This window comes from Comamonas testosteroni ATCC 11996 (genome assembly GCF_000241525.1).
In the GTDB taxonomy this organism is placed as follows: domain Bacteria; phylum Pseudomonadota; class Gammaproteobacteria; order Burkholderiales; family Burkholderiaceae_C; genus Comamonas; species Comamonas testosteroni.
Genome location: NZ_AHIL01000041.1, coordinates 170,622 through 193,324 on the forward strand (window position 1 = coordinate 170,622; position 22,703 = coordinate 193,324).

The 22,703-nt window shown below is 60.3% G+C and carries 19 protein-coding genes and 1 riboswitch; of the genes, 7 read left to right on the forward strand and 12 right to left on the reverse strand.

Features of this window, described 5'->3' with window-relative positions; translation table 11 throughout:
• Positions 1-34 precede the first annotated feature (34 nt).
• Positions 35-2,023: an acyltransferase family protein gene (locus tag CTATCC11996_RS18200; RefSeq protein WP_003078925.1), complete on the forward strand. Its 1,989-nt coding sequence runs from the start codon at positions 35-37 to the stop codon at positions 2,021-2,023.
• 70 nt (positions 2,024-2,093) lie between these two features.
• On the opposite strand, the gene CTATCC11996_RS18205 is transcribed toward CTATCC11996_RS18200, so the two are convergent.
• The 4 genes from CTATCC11996_RS18205 to CTATCC11996_RS18225 form a co-directional block, all read right to left on the reverse strand.
• On the reverse strand, positions 2,094-2,348 hold the full coding sequence (locus CTATCC11996_RS18205) for a hypothetical protein (protein ID WP_003078927.1): 255 nt from the start codon (positions 2,346-2,348) through the stop codon (positions 2,094-2,096).
• 240 nt (positions 2,349-2,588) lie between these two features.
• Entirely contained in the window at positions 2,589-2,831 is a 243-nt protein-coding gene (locus tag CTATCC11996_RS18215) for a hypothetical protein (protein WP_236597798.1), read from the reverse strand.
• A 417-nt stretch (positions 2,832-3,248) separates the two neighbouring features.
• Positions 3,249-4,322, reverse strand: a complete 1,074-nt coding sequence (locus tag CTATCC11996_RS18220; protein WP_003078930.1) for a sterol desaturase family protein — start codon at positions 4,320-4,322, stop codon at positions 3,249-3,251.
• 206 nt (positions 4,323-4,528) lie between these two features.
• The gene (locus CTATCC11996_RS18225) at positions 4,529-5,449 is read right to left on the reverse strand and encodes an inositol monophosphatase family protein (protein WP_003078933.1); all 921 of its coding nucleotides are present in this window, start codon (positions 5,447-5,449) and stop codon (positions 4,529-4,531) included.
• A gap of 257 nt (positions 5,450-5,706) precedes the next feature.
• Between CTATCC11996_RS18225 and CTATCC11996_RS18230 the strand changes: the two genes are divergently transcribed.
• From CTATCC11996_RS18230 to CTATCC11996_RS18240, 3 genes are all read left to right on the forward strand, one after another.
• Positions 5,707-6,507: an RNA methyltransferase gene (locus CTATCC11996_RS18230; RefSeq protein ID WP_003078934.1), complete on the forward strand. Its 801-nt coding sequence runs from the start codon at positions 5,707-5,709 to the stop codon at positions 6,505-6,507.
• A gap of 36 nt (positions 6,508-6,543) precedes the next feature.
• Positions 6,544-7,380 (forward strand): serine O-acetyltransferase, encoded by an 837-nt coding sequence (gene cysE / locus CTATCC11996_RS18235; RefSeq protein WP_003078936.1) that lies wholly within the window; start codon positions 6,544-6,546, stop codon positions 7,378-7,380.
• A 165-nt stretch (positions 7,381-7,545) separates the two neighbouring features.
• Positions 7,546-8,205, forward strand: a complete 660-nt coding sequence (locus tag CTATCC11996_RS18240; protein WP_003078938.1) for a nitroreductase — start codon at positions 7,546-7,548, stop codon at positions 8,203-8,205.
• A gap of 134 nt (positions 8,206-8,339) precedes the next feature.
• Here the strand turns inward: CTATCC11996_RS18240 and CTATCC11996_RS18245 are convergent, their stop codons facing one another.
• Complete coding sequence (locus CTATCC11996_RS18245; RefSeq protein ID WP_034349605.1) at positions 8,340-9,560, reverse strand: ABC transporter substrate-binding protein; 1,221 nt, start codon at positions 9,558-9,560, stop codon at positions 8,340-8,342.
• A gap of 184 nt (positions 9,561-9,744) precedes the next feature.
• Here CTATCC11996_RS18245 and CTATCC11996_RS18250 point away from each other — a divergent pair, with 184 nt between their 5' ends.
• A complete protein-coding gene (locus CTATCC11996_RS18250; protein ID WP_003078941.1) occupies positions 9,745-10,404 on the forward strand; it encodes a nitroreductase in 660 nt (219 codons plus the stop codon).
• Positions 10,405-10,485: 81 nt separating this feature from the next.
• Positions 10,486-10,603: riboswitch (TPP riboswitch) on the forward strand.
• 259 nt (positions 10,604-10,862) lie between these two features.
• On the forward strand, positions 10,863-12,797 hold the full coding sequence (gene thiC / locus CTATCC11996_RS18255) for a phosphomethylpyrimidine synthase ThiC (RefSeq protein ID WP_034349574.1): 1,935 nt from the start codon (positions 10,863-10,865) through the stop codon (positions 12,795-12,797).
• A 121-nt stretch (positions 12,798-12,918) separates the two neighbouring features.
• Here the strand turns inward: thiC and CTATCC11996_RS18260 are convergent, their stop codons facing one another.
• From CTATCC11996_RS18260 to yjgA, 7 genes are all read right to left on the reverse strand, one after another.
• Complete coding sequence (locus CTATCC11996_RS18260) at positions 12,919-13,368, reverse strand: DUF7832 domain-containing protein (RefSeq protein ID WP_003078945.1); 450 nt, start codon at positions 13,366-13,368, stop codon at positions 12,919-12,921.
• A gap of 72 nt (positions 13,369-13,440) precedes the next feature.
• Positions 13,441-14,154: a DKNYY domain-containing protein gene (locus CTATCC11996_RS18265; RefSeq protein WP_003078947.1), complete on the reverse strand. Its 714-nt coding sequence runs from the start codon at positions 14,152-14,154 to the stop codon at positions 13,441-13,443.
• A 15-nt stretch (positions 14,155-14,169) separates the two neighbouring features.
• Complete coding sequence (locus tag CTATCC11996_RS18270; RefSeq protein WP_003078949.1) at positions 14,170-14,736, reverse strand: hypothetical protein; 567 nt, start codon at positions 14,734-14,736, stop codon at positions 14,170-14,172.
• Between the two features lie 195 nt (positions 14,737-14,931).
• Positions 14,932-17,760 carry an ImpA family metalloprotease gene (locus CTATCC11996_RS18275; RefSeq protein WP_003078950.1) on the reverse strand — a complete coding sequence of 943 codons (2,829 nt, stop codon included), beginning with the start codon at positions 17,758-17,760 and terminating at the stop codon, positions 14,932-14,934.
• A gap of 549 nt (positions 17,761-18,309) precedes the next feature.
• Positions 18,310-19,518, reverse strand: a complete 1,209-nt coding sequence (locus CTATCC11996_RS18280) for an ABC transporter substrate-binding protein (RefSeq protein ID WP_003069356.1) — start codon at positions 19,516-19,518, stop codon at positions 18,310-18,312.
• A 362-nt stretch (positions 19,519-19,880) separates the two neighbouring features.
• Positions 19,881-20,492 carry a molybdopterin adenylyltransferase gene (gene mog / locus CTATCC11996_RS18285; RefSeq protein WP_003078954.1) on the reverse strand — a complete coding sequence of 204 codons (612 nt, stop codon included), beginning with the start codon at positions 20,490-20,492 and terminating at the stop codon, positions 19,881-19,883.
• A complete protein-coding gene (gene yjgA / locus CTATCC11996_RS18290) occupies positions 20,485-21,168 on the reverse strand; it encodes a ribosome biogenesis factor YjgA (protein ID WP_003078958.1) in 684 nt (227 codons plus the stop codon). The genes mog and yjgA overlap by 8 nt, the downstream gene beginning before the upstream one ends.
• 65 nt (positions 21,169-21,233) lie before the next feature.
• On the opposite strand from yjgA, the gene pmbA reads away from it, so the two are divergent.
• The gene (gene pmbA / locus CTATCC11996_RS18295; protein ID WP_003078961.1) at positions 21,234-22,655 is read left to right on the forward strand and encodes a metalloprotease PmbA; all 1,422 of its coding nucleotides are present in this window, start codon (positions 21,234-21,236) and stop codon (positions 22,653-22,655) included.
• The last annotated feature ends 48 nt before the right edge of the window (positions 22,656-22,703 follow it).

A 22,703-nucleotide genomic window follows, 5' to 3' on the forward strand; every position in this document is an offset into this window, starting at 1 on the left:
GAATGAAAGAATGTTCATAAAAAAATGAAGAGATATGAAGTACCGGGCAGACATTGATGGGCTACGTGCTATAGCAGTCTTAAGCGTTCTACTGTTCCATGCAGGTTTCACATCATTCAGTGGGGGATACGTTGGGGTTGATGTTTTTTTTGTGATCAGTGGGTATCTGATTACAAAGCTGATAAAGGATCAGGTTGAGGCCGGCTCTTTCTCGTTCGGGGATTTCTATCTTCGGCGTGCTCGCAGATTGCTCCCTGCGATGATGGTCACATTCTTGCTGACTGCAGTCACGGCTATTTTGCTATTTGCTCCACCATACCTCGAGCGCTTCGGGGGAGAGCTGATCCATGCAATGGCAAGCATCTCGAACTTCTATTTCTGGCTGGAGTCGGATTATTTTGATGCGGCTGCACGGTTGAAGCCGCTGTTGCATACATGGTCGCTTGCGATCGAAGAGCAGTTCTATCTGCTGTGGCCGCTGATGCTCGTTCTTGCTCTAAAGGTTCGTGGCAAGTGGCTAGCTCCGGTGCTTCTGGTGACAATCAGTGCGGTAAGCCTGCTGATGAACGATGCCGCGGTCGGTTCACAGTCGCTGTATCTAAAGGACTTCAGCAACACCAGCTTAGGGAATTTTTTCGCATCCACCGACCTTCCAGGAGGCAAGGCTGCGATCTACTTTTTGCTGCCGTTTCGGGTTTTTGAATTCGGCTTTGGAGCCATCATCGTGTGGCTTGAGATGTTCCAGCCGAAGAGGAAAATTCTTCTGGATGTGCTGATGCTCGCAGGCCTTGCTATGGTCGGCTATGCAATTTTTGCCTATGACGAGCACACGCTGTTCCCATGGTTTAATGCGATTCTTCCATGCTTTGGAACGGCCCTGATGATCTATTCTGGCCGTGATAGTTTGGTCGGACGCTTAGTAGGGAATCCCGCTGCAGTTGGCATTGGGAAAATAAGCTATTCGGTGTATCTCGTCCACTGGCCAATCATTGTCTTTACAGAATACTGGCTGATTGATCCTCCAAGCCAAGGTGTCCGTTTTGGCCTATGTGCAGCGTCCATAGTCGTCGGCTGGTTGATGTACTCCTTTGTTGAGACACCTCTGAGGCACTCGAAGACAAAACCGGTTTCCGGGATGGTCAGTGCAGGCGATGCAGTCTTTGCCTTGACTATTTTTGCAAGCGCTGCGATCTTTTTTGTTGTAGGTAGCAGTATCTGGAAATTCGACGGCTGGAAGTGGCGTGTTGACGAGAAGTATGCATATTCTGGAGAGGAATATCACACTAAATTCTGGGGAGGTATTGGCTACACCTCCAATGAATTTATAAAAGTTGGTGTCGATTCACAGAAAAAGTTCATATTCTTTGGTGATAGCTATGGTATGCAATACACCAAGGCGATGGATGAATTTTCCAAGGATAATCAAGTTGGTTTCAATGCATTATTTGATCACGGTTGCCTAATAGCACCGGGGGCCGTGACATTAGTAAATGGCACAGAAGATCAATCATGTACAGCTGAATATCCAAAAATAAAGGCTGCCATGACTGATAACCCAGCTCATGATGTTATCTTTGCTTCAAGTTGGAGTGGATATAGAGGGGCCATTCTTGAAGCTGGGGAGACTAAGCCGCGCGAAGACTATGCACAGTTCTTGAAGGACAAGATTCTCCAGCTAAAGTTGGATGGAGGAGATCAGCGCCGCTATTTCATCATCGGCAGCCCAAATCCATCCTATAGCGCTATCACATGCTTAGGCTCTAGCACCCTCATCCCGCGCAATTGCAAAGAGCGAATTGCCAGGAATGATGATCCGACAAATGTCGCCCTGAAGGCGTTGGCGAAGCCAGGAGGCAACGTGTATTTCATCGATCCAAACGACGTGCTCTGTGATAACGACACCTGCATGGCGATAAAGGATGGCATGCCTCTGTACTCTGATGGGTGGCATCTTTCTGTGAAGGGTGCAGAAATCGTGCTCCCGTACATCATGTCGATGGTGGGCAAAGCCGCTGGGACCTGAGGCGGCTACTCTAAGCGACTCATAAAGTGAAAGCCTCCCCTAGTACTTCGGTGGTGGATGCAAGAGGGACTCAGTACCCCTCAATTAGAGGCAACTCAGTTCCATCGATCGCAATCATCACGCCCGTGGTGTTGGGGTCGATTTCTATTGGGACGCCCCACAGCTCATTGGGCTTGCCGAAGGAGTTGACGATGTTGAACTGCCGCAGCTCTTCCGGCGGCATCTTGATCAGCTTGGGATAGGCGTTGTTGTGTGCCTTCCAGTGCCGGAGGAAAGTGTGGCAAACGCGCTTGTGGACTGTGTGGATCGGGGATACATCGGTCATGACGGGATTGTTACCGATTCGTCGCGCCGACTGATTTGTGTACCAGGGCGTTAGAACGGGGCGGGCGACCTCACCACGCTTGCCGGGCCCGGCCCGAAATACACCAAGCCATCCTCGATGGTGACGACAAGCACCCATCCGGGGTGGACTGCTTCTGTGATGTAGTCGCTGGTGCTGCCAGGCAGGATACGCTCATTGGGGAAGCCATATCTGCCCGCTGTGTGCAACAGGGTCGGGTGGCTAGGGTTGTGCATCGTGCGTGTGCCCCAGTTCAGGCCCGGGCACGCACCACCAGCTTTGTCTTATGTGTCGATGGTTGACATTCCACTCCTGCCCGCTCAGCCGCAGGCCGCCGCCATTGATCAGCATGAGGTGGCAGTGCTCAAGCGGCTTGATCAGCTCTGGCACAGTGGGTGCATCCGGTCCGGGCAGCAGATAGGCCTTGCATAGAGGCATGCCGACCACTGGCAGCTTTGAGTGCATATACAACCAGCCATACACGCCATTGGCCTTTGCGACCTCTGGCGCCAGCCGCGAGCCGTCTAAGTACAGTTGATAAATAGTGCACCACATACTGTGCATTTATACAGTATGTGAAAAAGTTTTCTTGTTTTTTAGAGCTGCTTACTGAGTCGGGGCTAGGGATTTTCGGCGTAGGATTTGGCGTAGCTTTTCGTCGATCTGAGCAAATCTCAGAGGTGTGCGAACCAATGCATCATCGGCGTATGCGCCGAGAGGTCAGTCATGTCTGGGGAGTAGGGCAGCGACGGGGATTCTGTGCTTTTCTGGGTCATCGCTTCAGCGGTATGCAAAACAGGGGGCGCCGCGCCGGTGCTGGGCGGGCGCCGAATGCTGCATTATCCGTGATGCCCAATAGCAGGGGGCATGGCTGTTTTTTGGCTATTTGGCAGAGGCGGTCTGCACGCCTTGCTCGGATTGAGAGCTGGAGCCTTGATCGTCGTCATGAATGGGGCGGTAGCCCGGGCCGAAGGACACATCGCCCAGCCGCCAGCCTGCGCGGCAGCTCACCGCGCCCCAGAAGCGCTTCAGGGTGTACCACTGCATGGCGATCAGGCCGCGCTCGTTGTCGGCATCCACTTCCGGGTCACTCACGCCCGTGGGGCGTAGTTCCTCGTCGTGATAGAGGGCGGTGCCGAACAACTGATCCCACCAGGGAAGAACCTGGCCGAAGTTGCAATTGTGGCGCTCGGGCCGCTCTGCATCGCGCAGCATATGGTGGTTGCGGTGAAAGCGTGGGCCGACCAGCAGGCGCTCGCCCATTTTGCCCAGCCAGCCCAGACGCAGCGCTACATTGGCATGGGAGAAGTTCTGCACCAGCTCGCTGAGCAGACCCAGCATGGCGAACTCGGATGGCTCCACACCCATGGCCAGACCTACGCTGGCCAGCACAAAGCTTTGCAGCATGCCGTCCAGATAGTTGCTGCGGTCGTTGCTCCAGCAGCTCATCTGGCGCTGACTGTGGTGCATGCTGTGCATGGCCCACCACCAGGGAATGACGTGCTGTGCGCGGTGCATCCAGTAATACGTGAGGTCGTAGACCACGTAATACACGGCAAACAAGACATAGGGGTGGTCTTCAAACCAGGGCAGCCAGGCCTTGAGGCCGCTGGCTTCCGAGGTGGACGGGCCCCCGCCCAGCATATGGGCGACCGGCATGAGGATCAAAAAGCTGAACAGCGGAAACAGGCCCAGCAGCATGAGCAGGGTGTAGTTGCGATCCACCGTGGTGTGGCGGCGGTCGGCCCAGCGTTCGGCGGGAAGCAGGCTCTCCAGCGGCCGCATCACACAGCCGATCAGAAACAGCTGCAGCAGCGCGATCAGGATGCCGGCGGCTATCTCGCGCGGATCGCCCGCTGCCTCGGCAATATGGAGTGCGTTGACCACGGGAGTCACCGCATGCACGGATACCCAGTCAATGGCCAGCGCCCAGTGCTGGCTGAAGAAGTCCATCATATTGTTGTGCCCGTTTATCGTCGGGCAGATTCTGGACCGGGAGTTTGTGGATTCTGTGGAGAGACGTACACCTCCAGCACTTGTCCACTGATTGTGGGCGCGGCCCCCAAGCAGTGTTTATTGCCTGGGGGCGGCCTGGCGGCATAAAAAAAGGGCCCGGTCCACCGGACCAGGCCCTTTCCGCAGTCGTGGGGCGACCGCCTTTTTTATTCTGCGCTCTTCTGGCCTTCTTCGGCCACCGCTTCGGTGTCTTCTTCGGCGGGGGCTTCGAATTCGCCAGTCTTGACAGCCTGACGCACAGCCGCTTTTTCACCAGCGGTGGCGAACTTGCTGAACTTGCCCAGCACGGGAATCAGCGAGCCATAGATACGTGGGTTGGCGGCCAGGATTTCGCGTTGTTCCAGGAAGTCGGCTTCGCCTGTGAAGTTCCCCACCAGACCACCGGCTTCGCTGACCAGCAGAGAGCCGGCAGCCACGTCCCAGATGGACAGGCCGGATTCAAAGAAGCCGTCGGCAAAGCCGGCAGCCACATAGGCCAGATCCAGGGCGGCGGAGCCGGGGCGACGAACGCCGGCCGTGCGCTGCATGACTTCGCCCAGCATCAGCATGTATTGCTTGAAGTTGTCGCCACGGCGGAAGGGGAAGCCTGTGGAGATCAGGCAATCACGCAGCTGGGTGCGCTTGGAGACGCGGATGCGGCGCTCGTTCAGATAGGCACCACGGCCCTTGGTGGCCGTGAACAGGTCGTTGCGGCTGGGGTCATAGATCACGGCGTGCTCGATCTTGCCCTTGTAGGCCAGGGCAATGCTCACGCAGTACACGGGGAAGCCGTGGATGAAGTTGGTGGTGCCGTCCAGGGGATCGATGATCCAGACATGGTCGGAGTTCTTGGCACCGTGCTCGCTGCCCGATTCTTCGGCCAGGATGGAATGCTGGGGGTAGGCGTTGAGCAGCGTCTCGATGATGATGCGCTCGGCCGCCTGGTCTACCTCGGTCACAAAGTCGTTCACCTGCTTTTGCGCAACGCGCACCGATTCCACATCCAGTGCGGCACGGTTGATGAGGGCGCCAGCGGCGCGAGCAGCCTTGATGGCCACGTTGAGCATGGGGTGCAGGGAGTTCGACATAAATTGTGAGTGCGTTGGCGATGCAGCCCGGAGCAAAACTGGGCTGAACTACGCGGGTAAGAACGTAAAAGCCGCGACCGGCGATGCGGGGCGGCGACAATGGGCGCAATTCTACCCAGCCTGCGCTTTTTTTGCTTGTTCGTCCCGGCGACCCGAGGGTCTTCTCTGCGGCGCTTGCGGATGCGAGAGAGAACAGGTGGCGTAGTCTGCTGTCTTATCAAGGCCACAAGTGGGGCCTTTTGCATTGTTCTGCGTTGATGAAAACCCGATTCGTACTGATTGAAACCAGCCATGCCGGCAATGTGGGCGCAGCTGCCCGAGCGCTCAAGACCATGGGCTTCGACGACCTGGTGCTGGTGCGCCCGCGCTACAAGAACGTGCTGCGCAAGGAAGAAACCATTCAGCGTGCCAGTGGCGCACTGGATGTGCTGGACAAGGCTCGCGTGGTCGACACCCTGGAGGAAGCCCTGGACGGCATCAGCCATATGTGCGCGACGGCCATGACGCCACGCGACTTCGGCCCGCCTACACGCACTCCGCGCGAGCATTTCGATTTGCTCCTCAAAGGTGAGCTGGATGTGCGCTCTGTGCCTGCAGTGGATGGCGATTTGACGGATAGCGCCGCCACGCCGGGCGCAGTCTGCAACCAGAAGGGCGTGGCCTTCTTGTTCGGCTGTGAGCGCTTTGGCATGAGCAACGACGATGTCTACCGCTGCGATGTGGCGCTGTCGATTCCGTCCAATCCGCAGTTCGGCTCGCTCAATCTGGGCTCGGCCATTCAGGTCGTTGCCTATGACTGGCGGGTGGCACTGGGTGGCTTTCCAGTGGTGGAGCACACGCCCGAGGCGCATCGCGCCGACATGGCCCAGGTGAAGGGCATGCTGGGCCACTGGGAGCAGGCTCTGGCCCATATCGGCTTTCTGGACCCGGCTGCGCCCAAGAAGCTCATGCCCCGGCTTAACCAGCTTTTCAACCGCGCGCAGCTGACCCAGGAAGAAATCCATATTCTTCGCGGTGTTGCCAAAGCCATGCTGCAGAGCCAGCCACCAACCCGCTAGACTTCACAAGCTAAACATTCCTCACGTTGTTATTTGATGCTTGATCGCCTGCGCTCCGACATCCAGTGCATTCTTGACCGCGACCCTGCGGCCCGCAGCACCTGGGAGGTCATCACCTGTTATCCGGGGCTGCACGCCATCTGGCTGCAGCGCCCTGCGCACTGGTGCTGGACGCATGGCTTCAAATGGCTGGGCCGCTTCATCTCGCATATGGGGCGCTGGTTCACCGGCATTGAAATCCATCCCGGTGCCGTCATTGGTCGCGAGGTCTTCATCGATCACGGCATGGGTGTCGTGATCGGTGAAACCGCCGTTGTGGGCGATGGCTGCACCATCTATCACGGCGTCACCTTGGGCGGTACCTCGCTGTACAAGGGCGCCAAGCGCCACCCTACGCTGGGCAAGAACGTGGTGGTCAGTGCCGGCGCCAAGGTGCTGGGCGGCTTTGAGGTAGGCGATGGTGCCAAGATAGGCAGCAATGCCGTGGTCATCAAGCCAGTGCCTGCAGGTGCCACGGCCGTGGGCATTCCGGCGCGCATCATTCCCAGCAAGACCGGGCACAGTGCCGATGTGACCGAGCATGAGCTGGCTCCCAAGGTCGATGCCAAGGCGCAAACGGCCGCCGTGATTGACGAGGATTGCGGCAAGAGCGGCTTCACCGCCTATGGCGTGACGGCCGAAGTCGACCCCGTGGCCCAGGCCATGCGCTCTCTGTCCGAAGGCGCTGCCGGCCATGAAAAGCAGATTGCACTGCTGTGGGCCGCTATCGAGAAGCTTTCGATTCAAGGCCATGTCAAGGACTGTGTGCCTTGCGAGTCCGAACGACCCGAGGCCTTCCAGAAGGACAAGATCGATCAGATCCTGGGTAAGTAAACACAAGTGCTTGTCCATGAATCGCTGATGCTTGTGCCCTGCCAGTGAAAGCCAACGCCTGTCGTTGGCTTTTTTCATGGTGCTTGCCCGTAGTCGATTTGAGGGGCGAAAGCCTTGCCCATCCGGCCGAGACTGCTTGTCAACTCAAACCCGAGGCAAGCAATGATGAATGTGGAACAGGCCATGCAGCAGCGCCATTCGGTGCGTGCTTTTTTGCCAAGGACGGTGGATGCGGCGCTGGTCAGGGATTTGCTGGCGCAGGCCGGACAGGCGGCTTCAGGCGGCAACCTCCAGCCCTGGCGTGTGATAGCGCTGACGGGGGACAGTCTTCAAGGCTTGCGCCAGGCCATGCCTGCGGCGACCCCCAACTCCGACCCGCCCCTGGTCTATCCACCCCAGCTGTGGGAGCCCTATCGCAGCCGCCGCTTTGACAATGGCGAGGATCTCTATCGCTCCTTGGGCATAGGGCGTGAGGACAGGAATGGGCGGCTGCTGCAGCTAGCCCGGAACACTCATATGTTTGGGGCGCCTGTGGGCGTGTTCGTCGCGGTTGAGAGCCGCATGCTGCATGCGCAGTGGGTGGATCTGGGAATCTATCTGCAATCGCTGATGCTGCTGGCGACCGGAAAGGGGCTGGCCACCTGCGCCCAGGGTTTCTGGCGCAATTACAGCGATTTTGTGAGCCAGCATCTGGCGCTGCCGCAGGGCTACCGGATCGCTTTTGGCATGGCACTGGGCTATGAGGACAGCGGGGCACCCATCAACCAGTGGCGCTCCACCCGAGCCGAGCTTGGGGACTGGTGCGAGATGCGGGGTTTTGAATGAAAACTGACTTCAATCCAGGATGAGTCAGTGCTGGATGCTTCTCTTCATGCAGTAGCGGGAAAGATGCCGGAGTGCAGGGGCGAAGCCGGGCTCCAATGCGGCAGCCCGGCTTCCTTTTTCTCAATGCCGGCCGCCTACTTCCACAGAGCGCACTTGCTCTCCTCCTTGGTAGTGAAGACCTGGTCGCCGGGCAGGGTCTTGAGCACCTTGAAGTAATCCCATGCCTTCTTTGATTCGGCCGGCGTCTTGACCTGCAGCAGATACATATCGTGAGCGTAGCGGCCGTCGGGGCGGATCATGCCCTTGGCATAGAAGTCCGATAGCGGCGTGGCCTTGAAGCCGGCCATGATCTTGTCGGCATCCGTCGTGCCCAGCTTCTCGGCCAGCTTCAGATACTGCATGGCGGCCGAGTAGTTGGCTGCCTGCAGCGAGGTGGGCATCTTCTTGAACTTGGCAAAGAAACGATCCGAGAACTTGCGGCTCTCGGGATTCAGATCCCAATGCCAGCTGTCGGTGAACATCAGGCCTTCCGTGGCTTTGAGGCCCAGGCTGTGGATGTCGGAGCTGAACAGCAGCAGGCCGGCCAGCTTCATGGTCTTGGTCAGGCCGAACTCGCGTGCCGACTTGATGGCATTGATGGTGTCGCCACCTGCATTGGCCAGGCCCAGAATCTGGGCCTTGGAGTTCTGGGCCTGAAGCAGGAAGGAAGAGAAGTCGGCTGTGTTCAGCGGGTGTCTGACGTTGCCCAGCACCTTGCCGCCAGAGGCATTGACCACGCGGGTGGTGTCGGCCTCCAGCGCCTGGCCAAAGGCGTAGTCGGCCGTCAGAAAGAACCAGCTCTTGCCACCCAGCTCCACCACTGCCTTGCCCGTGCCCTTGGCCAGCGCCACGGTGTCATAGGCATAGTGCACAAAATAGGGGCTGCACTGATCGTTGGTCAGGGCCGAAGTGCCCGCGCCGTTGATGATGTAGACCTTTTTCTTCTCATCGGCCACCTTGCCCATGGCCAGACCGGCACTGGAGGTGGTGCCGCCGATCAGCATGTTCATGCCCTGGGTGTCGAACCACTCGCGCGCCTTGCTGGCTGCGATATCGGCCTTGTTCTGGTGGTCGGCCGTCAGTACCTCGACGGGCTTGCCCAGCAGCTTGCCGCCAAAGTCGTCCACGGCCATCTGCACGGCCAGGGCTCCGCCCTTGCCGTCCACATCGGCATAGAGGCCCGACATGTCGGTGATGAAGCCGATGCGAATCTTGTCCTGCGCCTGAGCGCCCGCAGCGGTCAGCAGGCATCCCAGTGCCAGTGTCAATGTTCTTGGGGAAAAAACGGTAGCGGAGCAAACAGAGCGAGGCTTCATCAGAGTCATCTCCTGAGGTGGTGAGTGCCCAGTCACTGCGACGGGCAGCCAGCATGGTCGCAGCTAGAGCAGGGCGCGCCATCAGGGCAAGCACCGGGGCGGCTGTGACAAGGTATCCACGGCGACTCGGGAAAATGCCGCAAGCTTCTACACTGCACACCAGCGATTCAGGAAAGAAGAAGAGATGGATATTCGTCAAGCATTGCAGCAGCGTCGTTCGGTGCGCGCCTTTCTGCCGCAGGCCGTGGCTGCAGCCACGGTGCGGGACTTGCTGGAGACAGCAGCTCAGGCGCCGTCCGGCGGCAATATGCAGCCCTGGCGTGTGACCGCCGTGGGCGGACAGGCGCTCAAGGATTTGTGCGCCAAGGCCAGACAGACCGAGGCCGTGCAGCGCCCCGGCCTGTCCTATCCACCTGGTTTGTGGGAGCCCTACCGCAGTCGCCGCTTTGAAAACGGCGAAGATCTGTACCGCGCAATCAATATCGGCCGCGAGGACAAGGCCGCACGTCTGGCCCAACTGGCCAGGAACGGCCAGATGTTCGGTGCGCCCGTGGGCATTTTCGTGGCCGTGGAGGAGCGCATGGGCTATGCGCAATGGGTGGATCTGGGCATCTATCTGCAGTCCTTCATGCTGCTGGCCGTGGAAAAAGGTCTGGCCACCTGCGCCCAGGGCTTCTGGCGCATGTACAACGACATGCTGATCGAACAGCTGGCATTGCCGGATGGCTACCAGATTGCCTTTGGCATTGCCCTGGGCTACGAAGATGTCAGCGCGCCCATCAACCAGTGGCGCGCAAGCCGTGCTGCCAGCAACGAATGGCTGGTGCTGCAGGGGCTGGATTGAACGGCGGATTAGACGCTTGAGGGTCAGGATAGTTAAACAGCTTCAATGGTGCGCAAATTGTGGCAAAACCAGCCTATACTGCGTGCAGCTCCGGGGTGTGCGAAAGCGCTGAGATGCCAGACACTGTGAAAACAGTGCAGGCGAACCCGACGAACTTGATCCGGTTCATACCGGCGGAAGAAGAGCGGGACCCTGACGCAGGGCCGGTGGATTGACAGGACAACTGGCACGAGTGCCAAGCCTGAAAGCCATAGGCACAGCAAACCCCAGGCGCCTCGCGCACTGGGGTTTTGTCTTTTCTGGACAGCCGGTGCGTGAAGAGCCAGGCCGAAATTGCAGAATTTCGGCGGCACAGACCGGATACCCCATAGTGGGCCGGGCCAGTGCAGGGCAAGATCAGAGCAGGGCCGCACTCCACGGAGCGTTTGATGCATTTCAACCGCTTTGAGGAGACTGCGATGAACGCCCCTGATTCCATTTTCACGCCTGCTGCAGGCCATGCCCCCGATGCCGCCCGTTTTGCCGAGCTGCTGGCCCAGTCGCGCCAGCCGTTTCCGGCATCGACCAAGAGCTATCTGAGTGGCGCGCTGCACCCCCAGCTGCGTGTGCCGGTGCGCGATATTGCGCTCACCAATGGAGAGCAGGTCAGCGTCTACGACACCTCGGGCCCCTATACCGACCCCGCCGTGCAGATCGACGTGCGCCAGGGCCTGCCAAGTGTGCGCGGAGCCTGGATCGAAGCGCGCGGCGACAGCGAATACTATGTGGGTCGCCAGCGCGTGGCGCTGGACGACGGCGGCAAGCGCGGCGAGGAAGATGCACGCGTGGCCCAGCTGCGCGCCGAGGCGGCTGCGCTGCAGCGCCAGCCGCGCCGTGCCAAATCTGGCCAGAACGTGACCCAGATGCACTATGCCAAGCGCGGCATCATCACGCCCGAGATGGAATATGTGGCCCTGCGTGAAAACGGCCGCCGTGAATGGATGGCGCAGTACCAGCAGGACGCGGCGCGCGAGCTGCGCCTGGCCGGCAACAGCATGGGCGCGGCCATTCCCAAAATCATCACGCCCGAATTCGTGCGCGACGAAGTGGCGCGCGGCCGCGCCATCATTCCGGCCAATATCAACCACCCTGAAATCGAGCCCATGGCCATCGGCCGCAATTTCAAGGTCAAGATCAACGCCAACATCGGCAACTCGGCCGTGACTTCCAGCATCGAGGAAGAGGTGGAAAAGCTGGTCTGGGCCATTCGCTGGGGTGCGGACAATGTCATGGACCTGTCCACCGGCAAAAACATCCACACCACACGCGACTGGATTGTGCGCAACTCGCCCGTGCCCATCGGCACCGTGCCTATCTATCAGGCGCTGGAGAAGGTCGGCGGCATTGCCGAAGACCTGACCTGGCCCATCTTCCGCGACACGTTGATCGAGCAAGCCGAGCAGGGCGTGGACTACTTCACCATCCACGCGGGCGTGCGTCTGGCCTACATCCACCTCACGGCCCAGCGCCGAACCGGCATCGTCTCGCGCGGCGGCTCCATCATGGCCAAGTGGTGCATGGCTCACCACCGCGAGAGCTTCCTCTACGAGCATTTCGAAGACATCTGCGACATCATGAAGCAGTACGACGTGAGCTTCTCGCTGGGCGACGGCCTGCGTCCCGGCTGCGCCAGCGACGCCAACGACGATGCCCAGTTTGCCGAGCTGGCTACGCTGGGCGAGCTGACGCAGATCGCCTGGAAGCATGATGTGCAGACCATGATCGAAGGTCCCGGCCATGTGCCCATGCACATGATCCAGCAGAACATGACCGAGCAGCTCAAGCACTGCCACGAGGCTCCGTTCTACACCCTGGGCCCGCTGACCATAGACATCGCCCCCGGCTACGACCATATCGCTTCGGCCATCGGTGCGGCCATGATCGGCTGGTTCGGCACAGCCATGCTGTGCTATGTCACGCCCAAGGAGCATCTGGGTCTGCCCGACCGCGACGACGTCAAGCAGGGCATCATTGCGTACAAGATTGCTGCCCATGCCGCCGACGTCGCCAAGGGCCACCCGGGCGCGCGCTCGCGTGACGATGCTCTCTCCCAGGCGCGCTTCGACTTCCGCTGGCAGGACCAGTTCAACCTGGGCCTGGACCCCGACACGGCCCAGGCCTACCACGACGAAACCCTGCCCAAGGACAGCGCCAAGGTGGCGCATTTCTGCTCCATGTGCGGACCCAAGTTCTGCTCCATGAAGATCACCCAGGAAGTGCGCGACTTTGCCAAGCAGCAAGGCGTGAGCGCCGAAAACAGCATTGCCGTGGGCATGCAGGCCAAGGCCCAGGAGTTCAACAAGGCGGGTGGGGATTTCTATATTCCCATCGCATCGGACACCACGGCACGTTGATCTGAGATGGTGTGAGGCTGCAGCGCCTGGTCATCAAGCGCTGGCAGCTATTCAATGAAAAGCGCAGCCCCTGGCTGCGCGTTTTTTTGGGGGGCGAGTGAGGCTTGGCTGAGCCCGAAGGTCAGATCACGTATTCGGGGCGACCGGCTGCAACCCAGGCCTGATATCGGGCATTGATCTTCGGCGCAATGCGGTGGAACTGCTCCCAGTCGTCGCTCACGCCATACATGGTCTGTTCGTCGACACCGAACTCCTCGAAATAGTCATCCACAAACCTGCTGTCGTGGTCCTCGCCTCGGTAATAGGCCACGGCGAAGGCATTGCCCTCTTCATTCAGCTCCTGGTTCGTGAACTTCTCGTCGAGCACGCGCAGCAGAAACTGGGCGCCGCTCAGCTTCTCGCTCTTCAGCAGCTCGATTTCCTCTTCGGCTTCTTCGATCAGCTCCTGGCTGGCGTAGTCGTTGCGGATCAGCCAGGCCAGAAACATGCCGATATGCGTGGCGCCCGCGGCCTGCGGAAGATCGGCCGGAAAATCCCCGCCGTAGTGCCAGGACGCGTCGTCGTACTTCATCATCTCTCCTTGTATATGGCTGCAAGGCAGCGTCCCGCATCAGGGTCATTGCTTCTTGCGCTGGACGGGATCTTATCGGCCGCAGCTTGGTGCGCAGGGCTGGTCCGGGCACTCCGGCACGGCATTCTTCTCGATCAGATGCATATGGAAGACATGTTTTCTGTCTCTGGACCATGCGCCATGAATATGTTGCCATGAGGGCGGGTCCGCACGCGGCAGCTTGCGCTCCAGGTAGTAGATGGCCTGGTCGTCGCCGGAGAATCCGGAGTTCAGAATCCGCCAGCGCAAAGGGTTGGCACCACGCAGAGGTTTGCCGTCGCAATAGATTTGTTCGCCGTCGCTGGCATAGAGATCATTGTCCGGCACCACCTGCAGATGGCGGCTGCGGGTACAGTTTTTCATTCTTCTGCCCCAGTACCACGCTGCCTGGGCATCGGAGCCGTAGCCGCCGCCCAGGTCGCGAAAAGTCATAGGGTCGCTGCCCGCAAGCGGCTTGAGCGAGGTTTCGTATTCGAAATAGATACTGCTGCGATCCTGCCAATATATGCCCAGCTGGCGAAAGCTGTTCCGGTCGATATTCGGCAGCCGGCTCCAGGCGTGGAAGATGCTGCAGGCATCTCTGGCAATGAATGGCTGATTTTCAAAAATCTCGAAGCTCGCCGCGTCGGCGGTCGCCAGCTTGCGTCCCTGATGCCAGACCTTGGCATCCCGCAAGGTCCAGAGCTCGCTGCCGTAAGTGCCAATCACTTTCTGCCCGGGCAGATCGGCCAGTTTTTTCCAGCTCATTGTTGCGGCCTGTGCTTATTCATGGAGAGATCCCGCGACCTTGTGGATTCGGGTGAGCAGGCGCCGCCGGATCAAACCGCTGACAGGTCGGATCAACCACCAGTAGGGGGTGAAGCTGCGCAGGGCGCTGCCATCGGTGCAATGCACCCGGGTTTGCGTCACCAGCTTCGTCCGGCCTTCGGGCGTCGGTTCCGTGCTGAAGTTGAGCACCAGCTTGGCCAGGTTGGCCTCGGTATAGCGGGCAAACTGCGCTCTAGGTTCCTGCAGCCGGACCAGACCGTAGTCGCGCTGCCAGAACCGTCCCAGGAGACCGAAGGCCAGCTCTCGGTCCGCGTCGCGACCCAGGGGCATGAAGTCGTCGAGGCTGAAAGCCGGGCGCTGGCTCAGCTCGCTTGCTGCCCCCAGCCTGCCAAGCAGACGGTCGGGCAGCTCGCGCAGCCGGATAAAGCCCTTGGCCCACGGGTCTTCCGTTGTGCCAGGGTGCATGACCGCATCCAGCAATATTTTGGGAGGCAGGTCCGAGATGAGGGTATGGCGTTCCTGGAACTGGAAGGCGGGAAGGTATTGATCGATCAGTTGCATCTTGGGTCAGGCGAATTTATCGAGTCCAGCGCACAAGGCGCACCGCAGCAGGCACGCGATCCTCTTTCGGGCTCAGAAGCGCTGATTGTCCGGCGATGGGCACCAGTCTGCGCCAACTGGTTGTCGAAATGAAAAAGGCAAGCCGCAGGGCCTGCCTTTTTGCTCCGTAATGGAGCAGAGTATGCAGCGTTCGGCTTAGAAAGGGTAGCTGGGAACGCCCCCCGTCAGATCCACCCAGCGGCCCAGCTCCAGCTGGTTGCCCTTGCCCGGCACCATGGCGTAGAACTCGGGGCCGAGTTGGGCCATGCCGTGCGCGGCAATCGAGCTCAGGGCGATAGGGCTCAGAGGAATGCCGTAATGGGCAAAGACCTGGCGCATGTCGCGGCCGATGATGCGGCTGGACAACACATAGAGCAGCTCATGGTTGCTGATGTTCCGGCTGGCATAGTCTTTCATGCCCAGCGCGTTCTTGTTGGCACTCCAGTAGGCGTCGTTGTAGATCAGGCGCTCGCCGCGACCCAGCAGGCCCAGGAAGTCGATTACATCGGCAGGCTGCGGCTGGGCCTGGCCCAGGCGCTCCCGGGTGTAGATGAAGGCCAGCTGGAAATGCACGGCGCGCATGGCGTTGTCGGACTTGTTGGCCTTGGTCCAGAAGCGCTGGAACATATCGGCCTGCAGAGCATCGCCGGTCTTGCCCGTGGCGCGTGCCGCCTGGATGTCCAGATAGAGCTTTTTGTGGTCTATGCGCTCGCCGCTATTGTTCTCGGCGCCGTTGGTGATGGCGTACTGGCGCAGGGCACTGGCATTGGCCAGGATGTTGTTGTCGCATTCCACGGGGCAGCCACCGCCGTCGTCGGTCAGCAGCGTCATATGGCGCATCACCGTGTTGTGACCCAGCTCATGCCACCAGCCCCAACCGGGGGCAAGGCCTGCGGCACCATCTGAGGGATTGCCCGAGCATAGAAAACCGCATGCCGCGAGCCAGCCGACAAAATGCTGCACGCCCGGTGCGCGCTGGATGCTGCCGCTGCAGTCCCAGCCCAGCGTCGCGCAGACATTGTTCACATTGGCACTGGCACTCATATTGTTGTAGCCGTTGGCCAGATGGTTGCTGTCGAAGATCATGCCCTTGAGTCGCTCCACGACATAGGCGCGCGGATGGTGGCTGCCGATGGCGCTTTGGGCGTAGCCAATGGTCTGCTGTACCTCGCCCCCCACCATCTTGGAGGTCTGCCAGCCAAAGTCGCCGCGTTGCAGCGCCTGCACGGCCTCGTCGATCTCCTGTGCGCCGGGATTGCGCGTGAAGTCGAAATGCGCGTACTTGACGCTGCCACGAACGCGCAGCTTGACCACGCTGCCGGCCTTGGCCCCAGAGTAGTTGAGAAACAGCGGGCCGCCCCAGGCGGTGCTGTAGCTCAGCGTCTGGCCCGGGCTCAGGCGGGCCTGGTGGCCATCGGGAAAGCGCGGTCGGGTGTAGTTTTCCTGCGCCAGGGGATTGCCACGCGTGCGGATATTGCCGACCCGCAGCGCCAGTGCCGCATCCGCGGCATCCTCGATCTGCACCTGCACGGTCTTGCCCGGCACGGCGCCGCGGCCTATGGCTGTGCGGCCATCGGTCTGGGCAATGGTGACCTCGATGGTTTCCCAGCTGTCGCTGGTGGCCAGGCTGGTCGAGGCCTTGGGCATCCAGTCGGCAAAATTCAGCGGCGTGCTTTCATGCTCGCGCACGGCATAGCTCAGCGTATCGGCCGCCATGGTGCGCAGAAAAGTATTGGCATCCGAGCGTCTAACCTGCGCGTAGTCCACCTGCTGGCGTGCCAGGTCGGCCCAGAGCACGAGGCGGCGATGCGCCGCCATATAGGGTTTGAGATAGTAGTTGTCGGCAAACAGATTGATGCCCTGGCCTTCCTGGCCGAGCAGATCGTTGCGGATGCCGTCGAGAGCGCCGATCAGGCTGGTGTCCGCAGAGAAGTCGGCACTGCTGCCGTTTTTCAGGGCTGCGAGCGCGGACTCATGCGCTCCCAGTCTATCGGCCGCCTGGCGCTGCTGGGCAGCGGTCCTGCCTCCGATCTGGTAGCCATCGGCGGGTGCCCAGTAATTGCCGGCGTAGCCGCCCAGCTCCATGCCCATGGCCTGAAGCACCTGCCGGCCGCCGGCCGAGTCGCCCCAGTTGCTGTGCAGATAGATCACGCCCTTGCCGGCCTGCAGGTAACGGCTGACCTGGTTGCTCAGCGACGCCGAGAACGGCGTGTCCTGGCCGAAGACAAAGACATCGATGCTTTCCCAGCAACTGTTGGCGGGGTCGGTGATGGCGCAGCTCACCATCTCGGCCTTGCTGCCCAGGCGGGCGACCAGGTTAGTGACCGAGGCCTGGCTGTAGTTCTGCGTCGCCATGCGCAGTGTGGCTGGCAGCGGGCCCTGTGCCTGGCCGGTGGCCAGCCAGGTGAAGCTGCGTCTGAACAGAGGCAGCTGCGTCTGATTGGCGCCCGAGGCCGTGGCGAGCTGCCCCATCAGATCTTTGCCATAAGCCAGCGCACGGCCATTCTGGGCCGTTGCTATGCTGGCCAGCACGTTGCCGTTGTTGGCCACCAGCAGTGGGCTGGCGCTGGTCGACAGCAGGGGGCTGATGCGCTGGCTGTTGTTGCCGAAGTCCAGGGCCGCAGCCGTGCTGTCGTCCAGCAACTGGGCGAGCAGTCTTTGCTGCTGCAGCCGGGTTTGCTGGATCAGCTGCGTTGCCGATTGCAGCAACTCGGTCTGGTCCTCGGCCAGCAGCAGGCGGCTGTCGCCGGCGCGCAGGGCCTGTTCAATGCGGCTGCTGGTCGGCGGCTCGGTGACCGGCGGGAGCACCGCAGGCGGATCGACTTCGGGAGGCGCAACATCGGGAGGCGGGACGCCGGGAGTGCCGGGCTGCGCAGGGGTTTCGGTGCCAGGAGGCGTGGCAGGGGAGGTGTCACCGGAGCCACCGCCGCCGCAGGCGGTCAGGGCAAGGCTTGCCAGGAGAGTCAGAGTCCAGCGTGGAAACATGGGTTTGGAAGTCAGGACGCCGCAACAGACAGTCATGCTGCGTCGCTGCGGTCAAAGAAACTACCTATTTTTAGGTAGTGAAACGGGCGTAAAGCCGATAAAGCGCGGCGCAGTGTAGCCCTGTCCGTGAGCTCTATTGAGCATGGCCCAACGAGACGGCCCAATCCGAAACATGGCGTGGCAACCAGTTATTGACTCAGCACAAATGCCAATCGCGAAATAGGCTGCATCCAGGTGTTTTGTTAATAACTGATAAGTCCTGAGTGACTCAGGACAATTTGTTCAAAAATTGATTGAAATGTACTGCTGATAAAGAATTGATGCTTCTAAATAAATAGCAAAATAATTCAATGAAAAATTCGAGTGTTTAATTTTGTAATTTATGTTTTAAATATGTGACTTATTCATTGATTTGGTATTTTGGGCGAATTGATTTCAGCGGCGGAGTTTTCAGGCGGCGCAGCCCTGGCTTGCTATTCGCACTGCTCAAGGCAGTAAAGAAAATGGGAGCCTGAGCTCCCATGTTTTATCTGTCCGTGCCAATACGCTTTATCGCCAGTACTGGCATTTGCTTTCCGCCTTGGTGGTCCAGATCTGTTCGGCAGGCAGCTTCTTGATGATCTTGTAATAGTCCCAGGTGCCCTTGGACTCTGCCGGCGACTTGACCTGCATCAGGTACATATCGTGCACATAGCGGCCGTCTTCACGGATGTAGCCCTGGCCGAAGAAGTCGTCGATCTTGGTGCTTTTCAAGGTGGCCATGACCTTGTCGGCATCGAGCGTGCCGGCTTTTTCCACGGCCTTGAGGTAGTTCATGGTGGCCGAGTAGTCGGCCGCCTGGATCTCGCTGGGGCGGCGCTGGGTCTTGGCCATGAAGGCGTCGGCAAACTTGCGCGAGCCGTCGTTCATGTCCCAGTACCAGGGGGCGGTGAACTGCATGCCTTCGGTGTTCTTCAGGCCCAGGCTGTGGATGTCGCTGAAGAAGACCAGCAGGCCGGCCAGCTTCATGTTCTTGGTGACGCCGAACTCCTTGGCCGCCTTGATGGAGTTGATGGTGTCGCCGCCCGCATTGGCCAGGCCCAGAATCTGCGCCTTGCTGTTCTGTGCCTGCAGCATGAAGCTGGAGAAGTCGCTGGCGTTGAGCGGCGTCTTGACCGAGCCCAGCACCTTGCCGCCACGCGCTTCGATGATCTTGCTGGTGTCCGCTTCCAGGGCATGGCCGAAGGCATAGTCGGCCGTCACAAAGAACCAGCTCTTGCCGCCCGTATCCACCACCGCGCCGCCCGTGCCCTTGGCCAGGGCCACGGTATCGAAGGCGTAATGCACGGTATAGGGACTGCATTGTTCATTGGTCAGCGCCGAGCTGCCCGCACCGTTGTCGATGAAGACGCGCTTTTTCTCCTGGGCGACCTTGGCCATGGCCAGGGCCGTGGCGGAGTTGGTGCCGCCGAACACCAGGCTGATGCCTTGCGTGTCTATCCACTCGCGGGCCTTGCTGGCCGCGATATCGGCCTTGTTTTGGTGGTCGGCCGTCAGCAGCTCAATGGGCTTGCCCAGTACCTTGCCGCCAAAGTCGTCAATTGCCATCTGTATGGCAACGGCACCGTTCTTGCCTTCCACATCGGCATAAAGGCTGGACATGTCGGTGATGAAGCCGATCTTGACTTTCTCCTGTGCCATGGCGGGAGCCGCGAAGGCCGCCGTCAGGGCGAGAGCCAGCAGGGAAGCAGTGGGCGCAGACTGGGACAAGCGATGCATGGAGTCTCCTGAAAATTATGAGAAATGTGGAGAGAGCGTGCAGTGTCCGGTCGGCGGGTGGCCACCGTCGCTGCATCGCAGCAAACATGCTAGGGGCGGCTATTGCGTCTGGCATCGGGGCAAGCACTTGCGGGAAATCCCAAGGGATCCATCTACTTTGATAGCTTCTATCGCTTGTATTTAATCGATTTCAGATCGTTTTATTGCTGAAACCAATGGATAAAAGGAGCAATATGCTTTTATTTTGATAGCGGCTGCAGCGAAATACCCTTACTAGCCATACCGCGCCAGCGCCATGAAAAAAGCAGCCCGCAGGCTGCTTTGGTAGATGTTTTGGCAGGGATTGCACCTGGCGCTGCAGGCTATGCCGTGCGAGGCGCGCGAATCGCGGTCTTGGGGCGGAAGGCTTTGCAGATCTCGTCATGGGTCTCGAGATAGGGGCCGCCGATCAGGTCGATGCAATAGGGCACGGCGGCAAAAATGCCGTTGACCTTTTGCCTGCCGTCCGCGTCCTTGAGGCCCTCCAGCGTCTCGGCAATCGCCTTGGGCTGGCCCGGCAGATTGATGATCAGGCTGCTGCCGCGTATCACCGCTACCTGGCGCGAGAGGATGGCCGTGGGCACAAAGGCCAGGCTGATCTGGCGCATCTGCTCGCCAAAGCCCGGCATCTCCTTGTGGGCCACGGCCAAAGTGGCCTCGGGCGTCACATCGCGCAGCGCGGGGCCGGTGCCGCCGGTGGTCAGCACCAGGCTGCAGCCCGCATCGACCAGCTCGATCAGCGCCGCGCTGATGCCGGCCTGCTCGTCGGGAATCAGGCGAGGCTCGAACTGGATGGGGTTCTTGAGCGCGCGGCTCAGCCATTCCTGCAGCGCGGGCAGGCCCTTGTCTTCATAGACACCGCTGCTGGCGCGGTCGCTGATGGAGACAATGCCGATCTTCACGGCATCGTGAAGATATACGGGCGCATCACTCATCGCCGTCGTCCTGGGCAGCCGCATCGGCCTTGCCGGCGTTGGCCAGCTGCTCGCGCACCAGTTGGAACAGGTCGCGGTAGGCGCGGCCCTTGCTGACTTCCTTGGGCTCGGCATCGGGGCCGGCGGCAGCAGCCGCTGCGGCGGCTTGTTCCTTGGCTTTCTCGATGTCCTTGCGCGACTGGCGAATCAGCGAGCGCAGCTGTTGCACGTCGGAGCCGGGGAAATGCTCCAGCCAGATGGACAGGGCCGCTTCCTCGACGATGAGGCGGTCGCGCCATTGCTCGGCCACCTGCAGCGACATTTTTTCGCTGGCCGAGCCATTGCGCTGCTCGTCCAGAGCCTGCTTCACGGCCGCGACCTGTTCAGGCGTCAGCTTGCGCATGAGCTTGCCGACATATTGCATCTGGCGGCGCTTGCCTTCGAAGTTGGTGATGCGCTTGGCCTCGGCCAGCGCGTCGATCAGTTGATCGGATAGCTGCAGGCGCTTGAAGAGGTCGCTGCGCAGCGTCATCAGCTCCTTGCCCAGATCCTGCAGCGCATCACTTTCGCGCTTGAGGTCGGTCTTGGTGGAGTCGTAGGTGCCTTTGAGTTCGGCCTTCAGTTCAAGGTCCAGTTCGCTGCCTTCGGCAACGAACTTTCCGCGAACAAAATAGCCTTTGGTGGGTTTGCGTGACATGGTAAGGGGGCAATATCGGTGGCAGCGCAGAGGGCGCCGCAGTGGCGGCTATCATATCCGCCGCTATGAAAAAACCTCGCTCCAGCAATACAAGCACTTCCAGTGCACAGGCCCAATCCGCACCGCAAGCCGGTTTCAGCTTCAGCCAAGCCTTTTTTGAAGGCCTGGTGGACCAGGCTCTGAGCCACGCCAAGAAGCTGGGTGCGACGGATGCAGGCTCCGAGGCTTCCGAAGGCTGCGGCCTGTCGGTCAGCGTGCGCAAGGGTCAGCTGGAGACCGTGGAGCGCAACCGCGACAAGTCGCTTGGCGTGACCGTCTATCTGGGCCAGCGCCGGGGCAATGCCAGCACCTCGGACTTCTCCGAGGCCGCCATCAAGCAGACCGTGCAGGCCGCCTTCGACATTGCCCGCTTCACGGCCGAAGACCCGTTTGCCCGCCTGCCCGACAGCGCCGATATCGCGCTGCCCGGCACGCACCGCGATCTGGACCTGTTCCATCCATGGGATATCACCAGCGAGCAGGCCGCCGAGATGGCGCTGCGCTGCGAGGAGGCCGCCTTCAAGACCCACCGCCGTGTGAGCAACAGCGAAGGTGCGGGTGTCTCGGCCCAGCAAAGCCATTTCTTCACGGCCCATACCAACGGTTTTCGTGGCGGCTACGCCAGCTCGCGCCACAGCATGTCGGTGGCGCCCATCGCGAAGCTGCCCGGCAAGAATGGCGAGATGCAGCGCGACTACTGGTACAGCTCCATGCGCAATGCTGCCGATCTGGCCTCGCCAGAGGCCGTGGGCCGCTACGCCGCAGAGCGCACGCTGAGCCGTCTGGGCAGCCGCAAGATCCCGACCACCGAATGCCCGGTGCTGTTCGAGTCGCCCCTGGCCGCCGGCCTGCTGGGCAGCTTTGTGCAGGCTGTCAGCGGCAGCGCCCTCTATCGCAAAAGCACGTTCTTGCTGGACTCCATGGGCAAGCCCATCTTTCCCAAGCACATCGATATCGAGGAAGACCCCTTCATTCTGGGCGGCAAGGGCAGCTCGCCCTTCGATGAGGAAGGCGTGCGCGTGCAGGCCCGCAAGGTGGTCGATGCCGGCCGCGTGGAAGGCTATTTCCTGTCCAGCTACTCGGCGCGCAAGCTGGGCATGAAGACCACGGGCAATGCCGGCGGTTCGCACAATCTGGTCATGACTTCGCGCCGCACCAAGGCGGGCGACGATCTGGACGCCATGCTCAAGAAGCTGGGCACGGGGCTGTTCGTGGTCGAGCTGATGGGCCAGGGCGTGAACTATGTGACCGGCGACTATTCGCGCGGCGCCAGCGGTTTCTGGGTGGAAAACGGCGAGATCGCCTTCCCCGTGGACGAAATCACGATTGCCGGCAATATGAAGGACATGTTCAAGGGCATCGAGGCCATCGGAGCCGATGCCTATAACTACGGTGCCAAGACCGTGGGCTCCATTCTTGTCAATCGCATGAAGGTGGCGGGCAGCTGATCGCTGTCGGTCGCTCCATGAAAAAAGCAGCCAGGCGGCTGCTTTTTT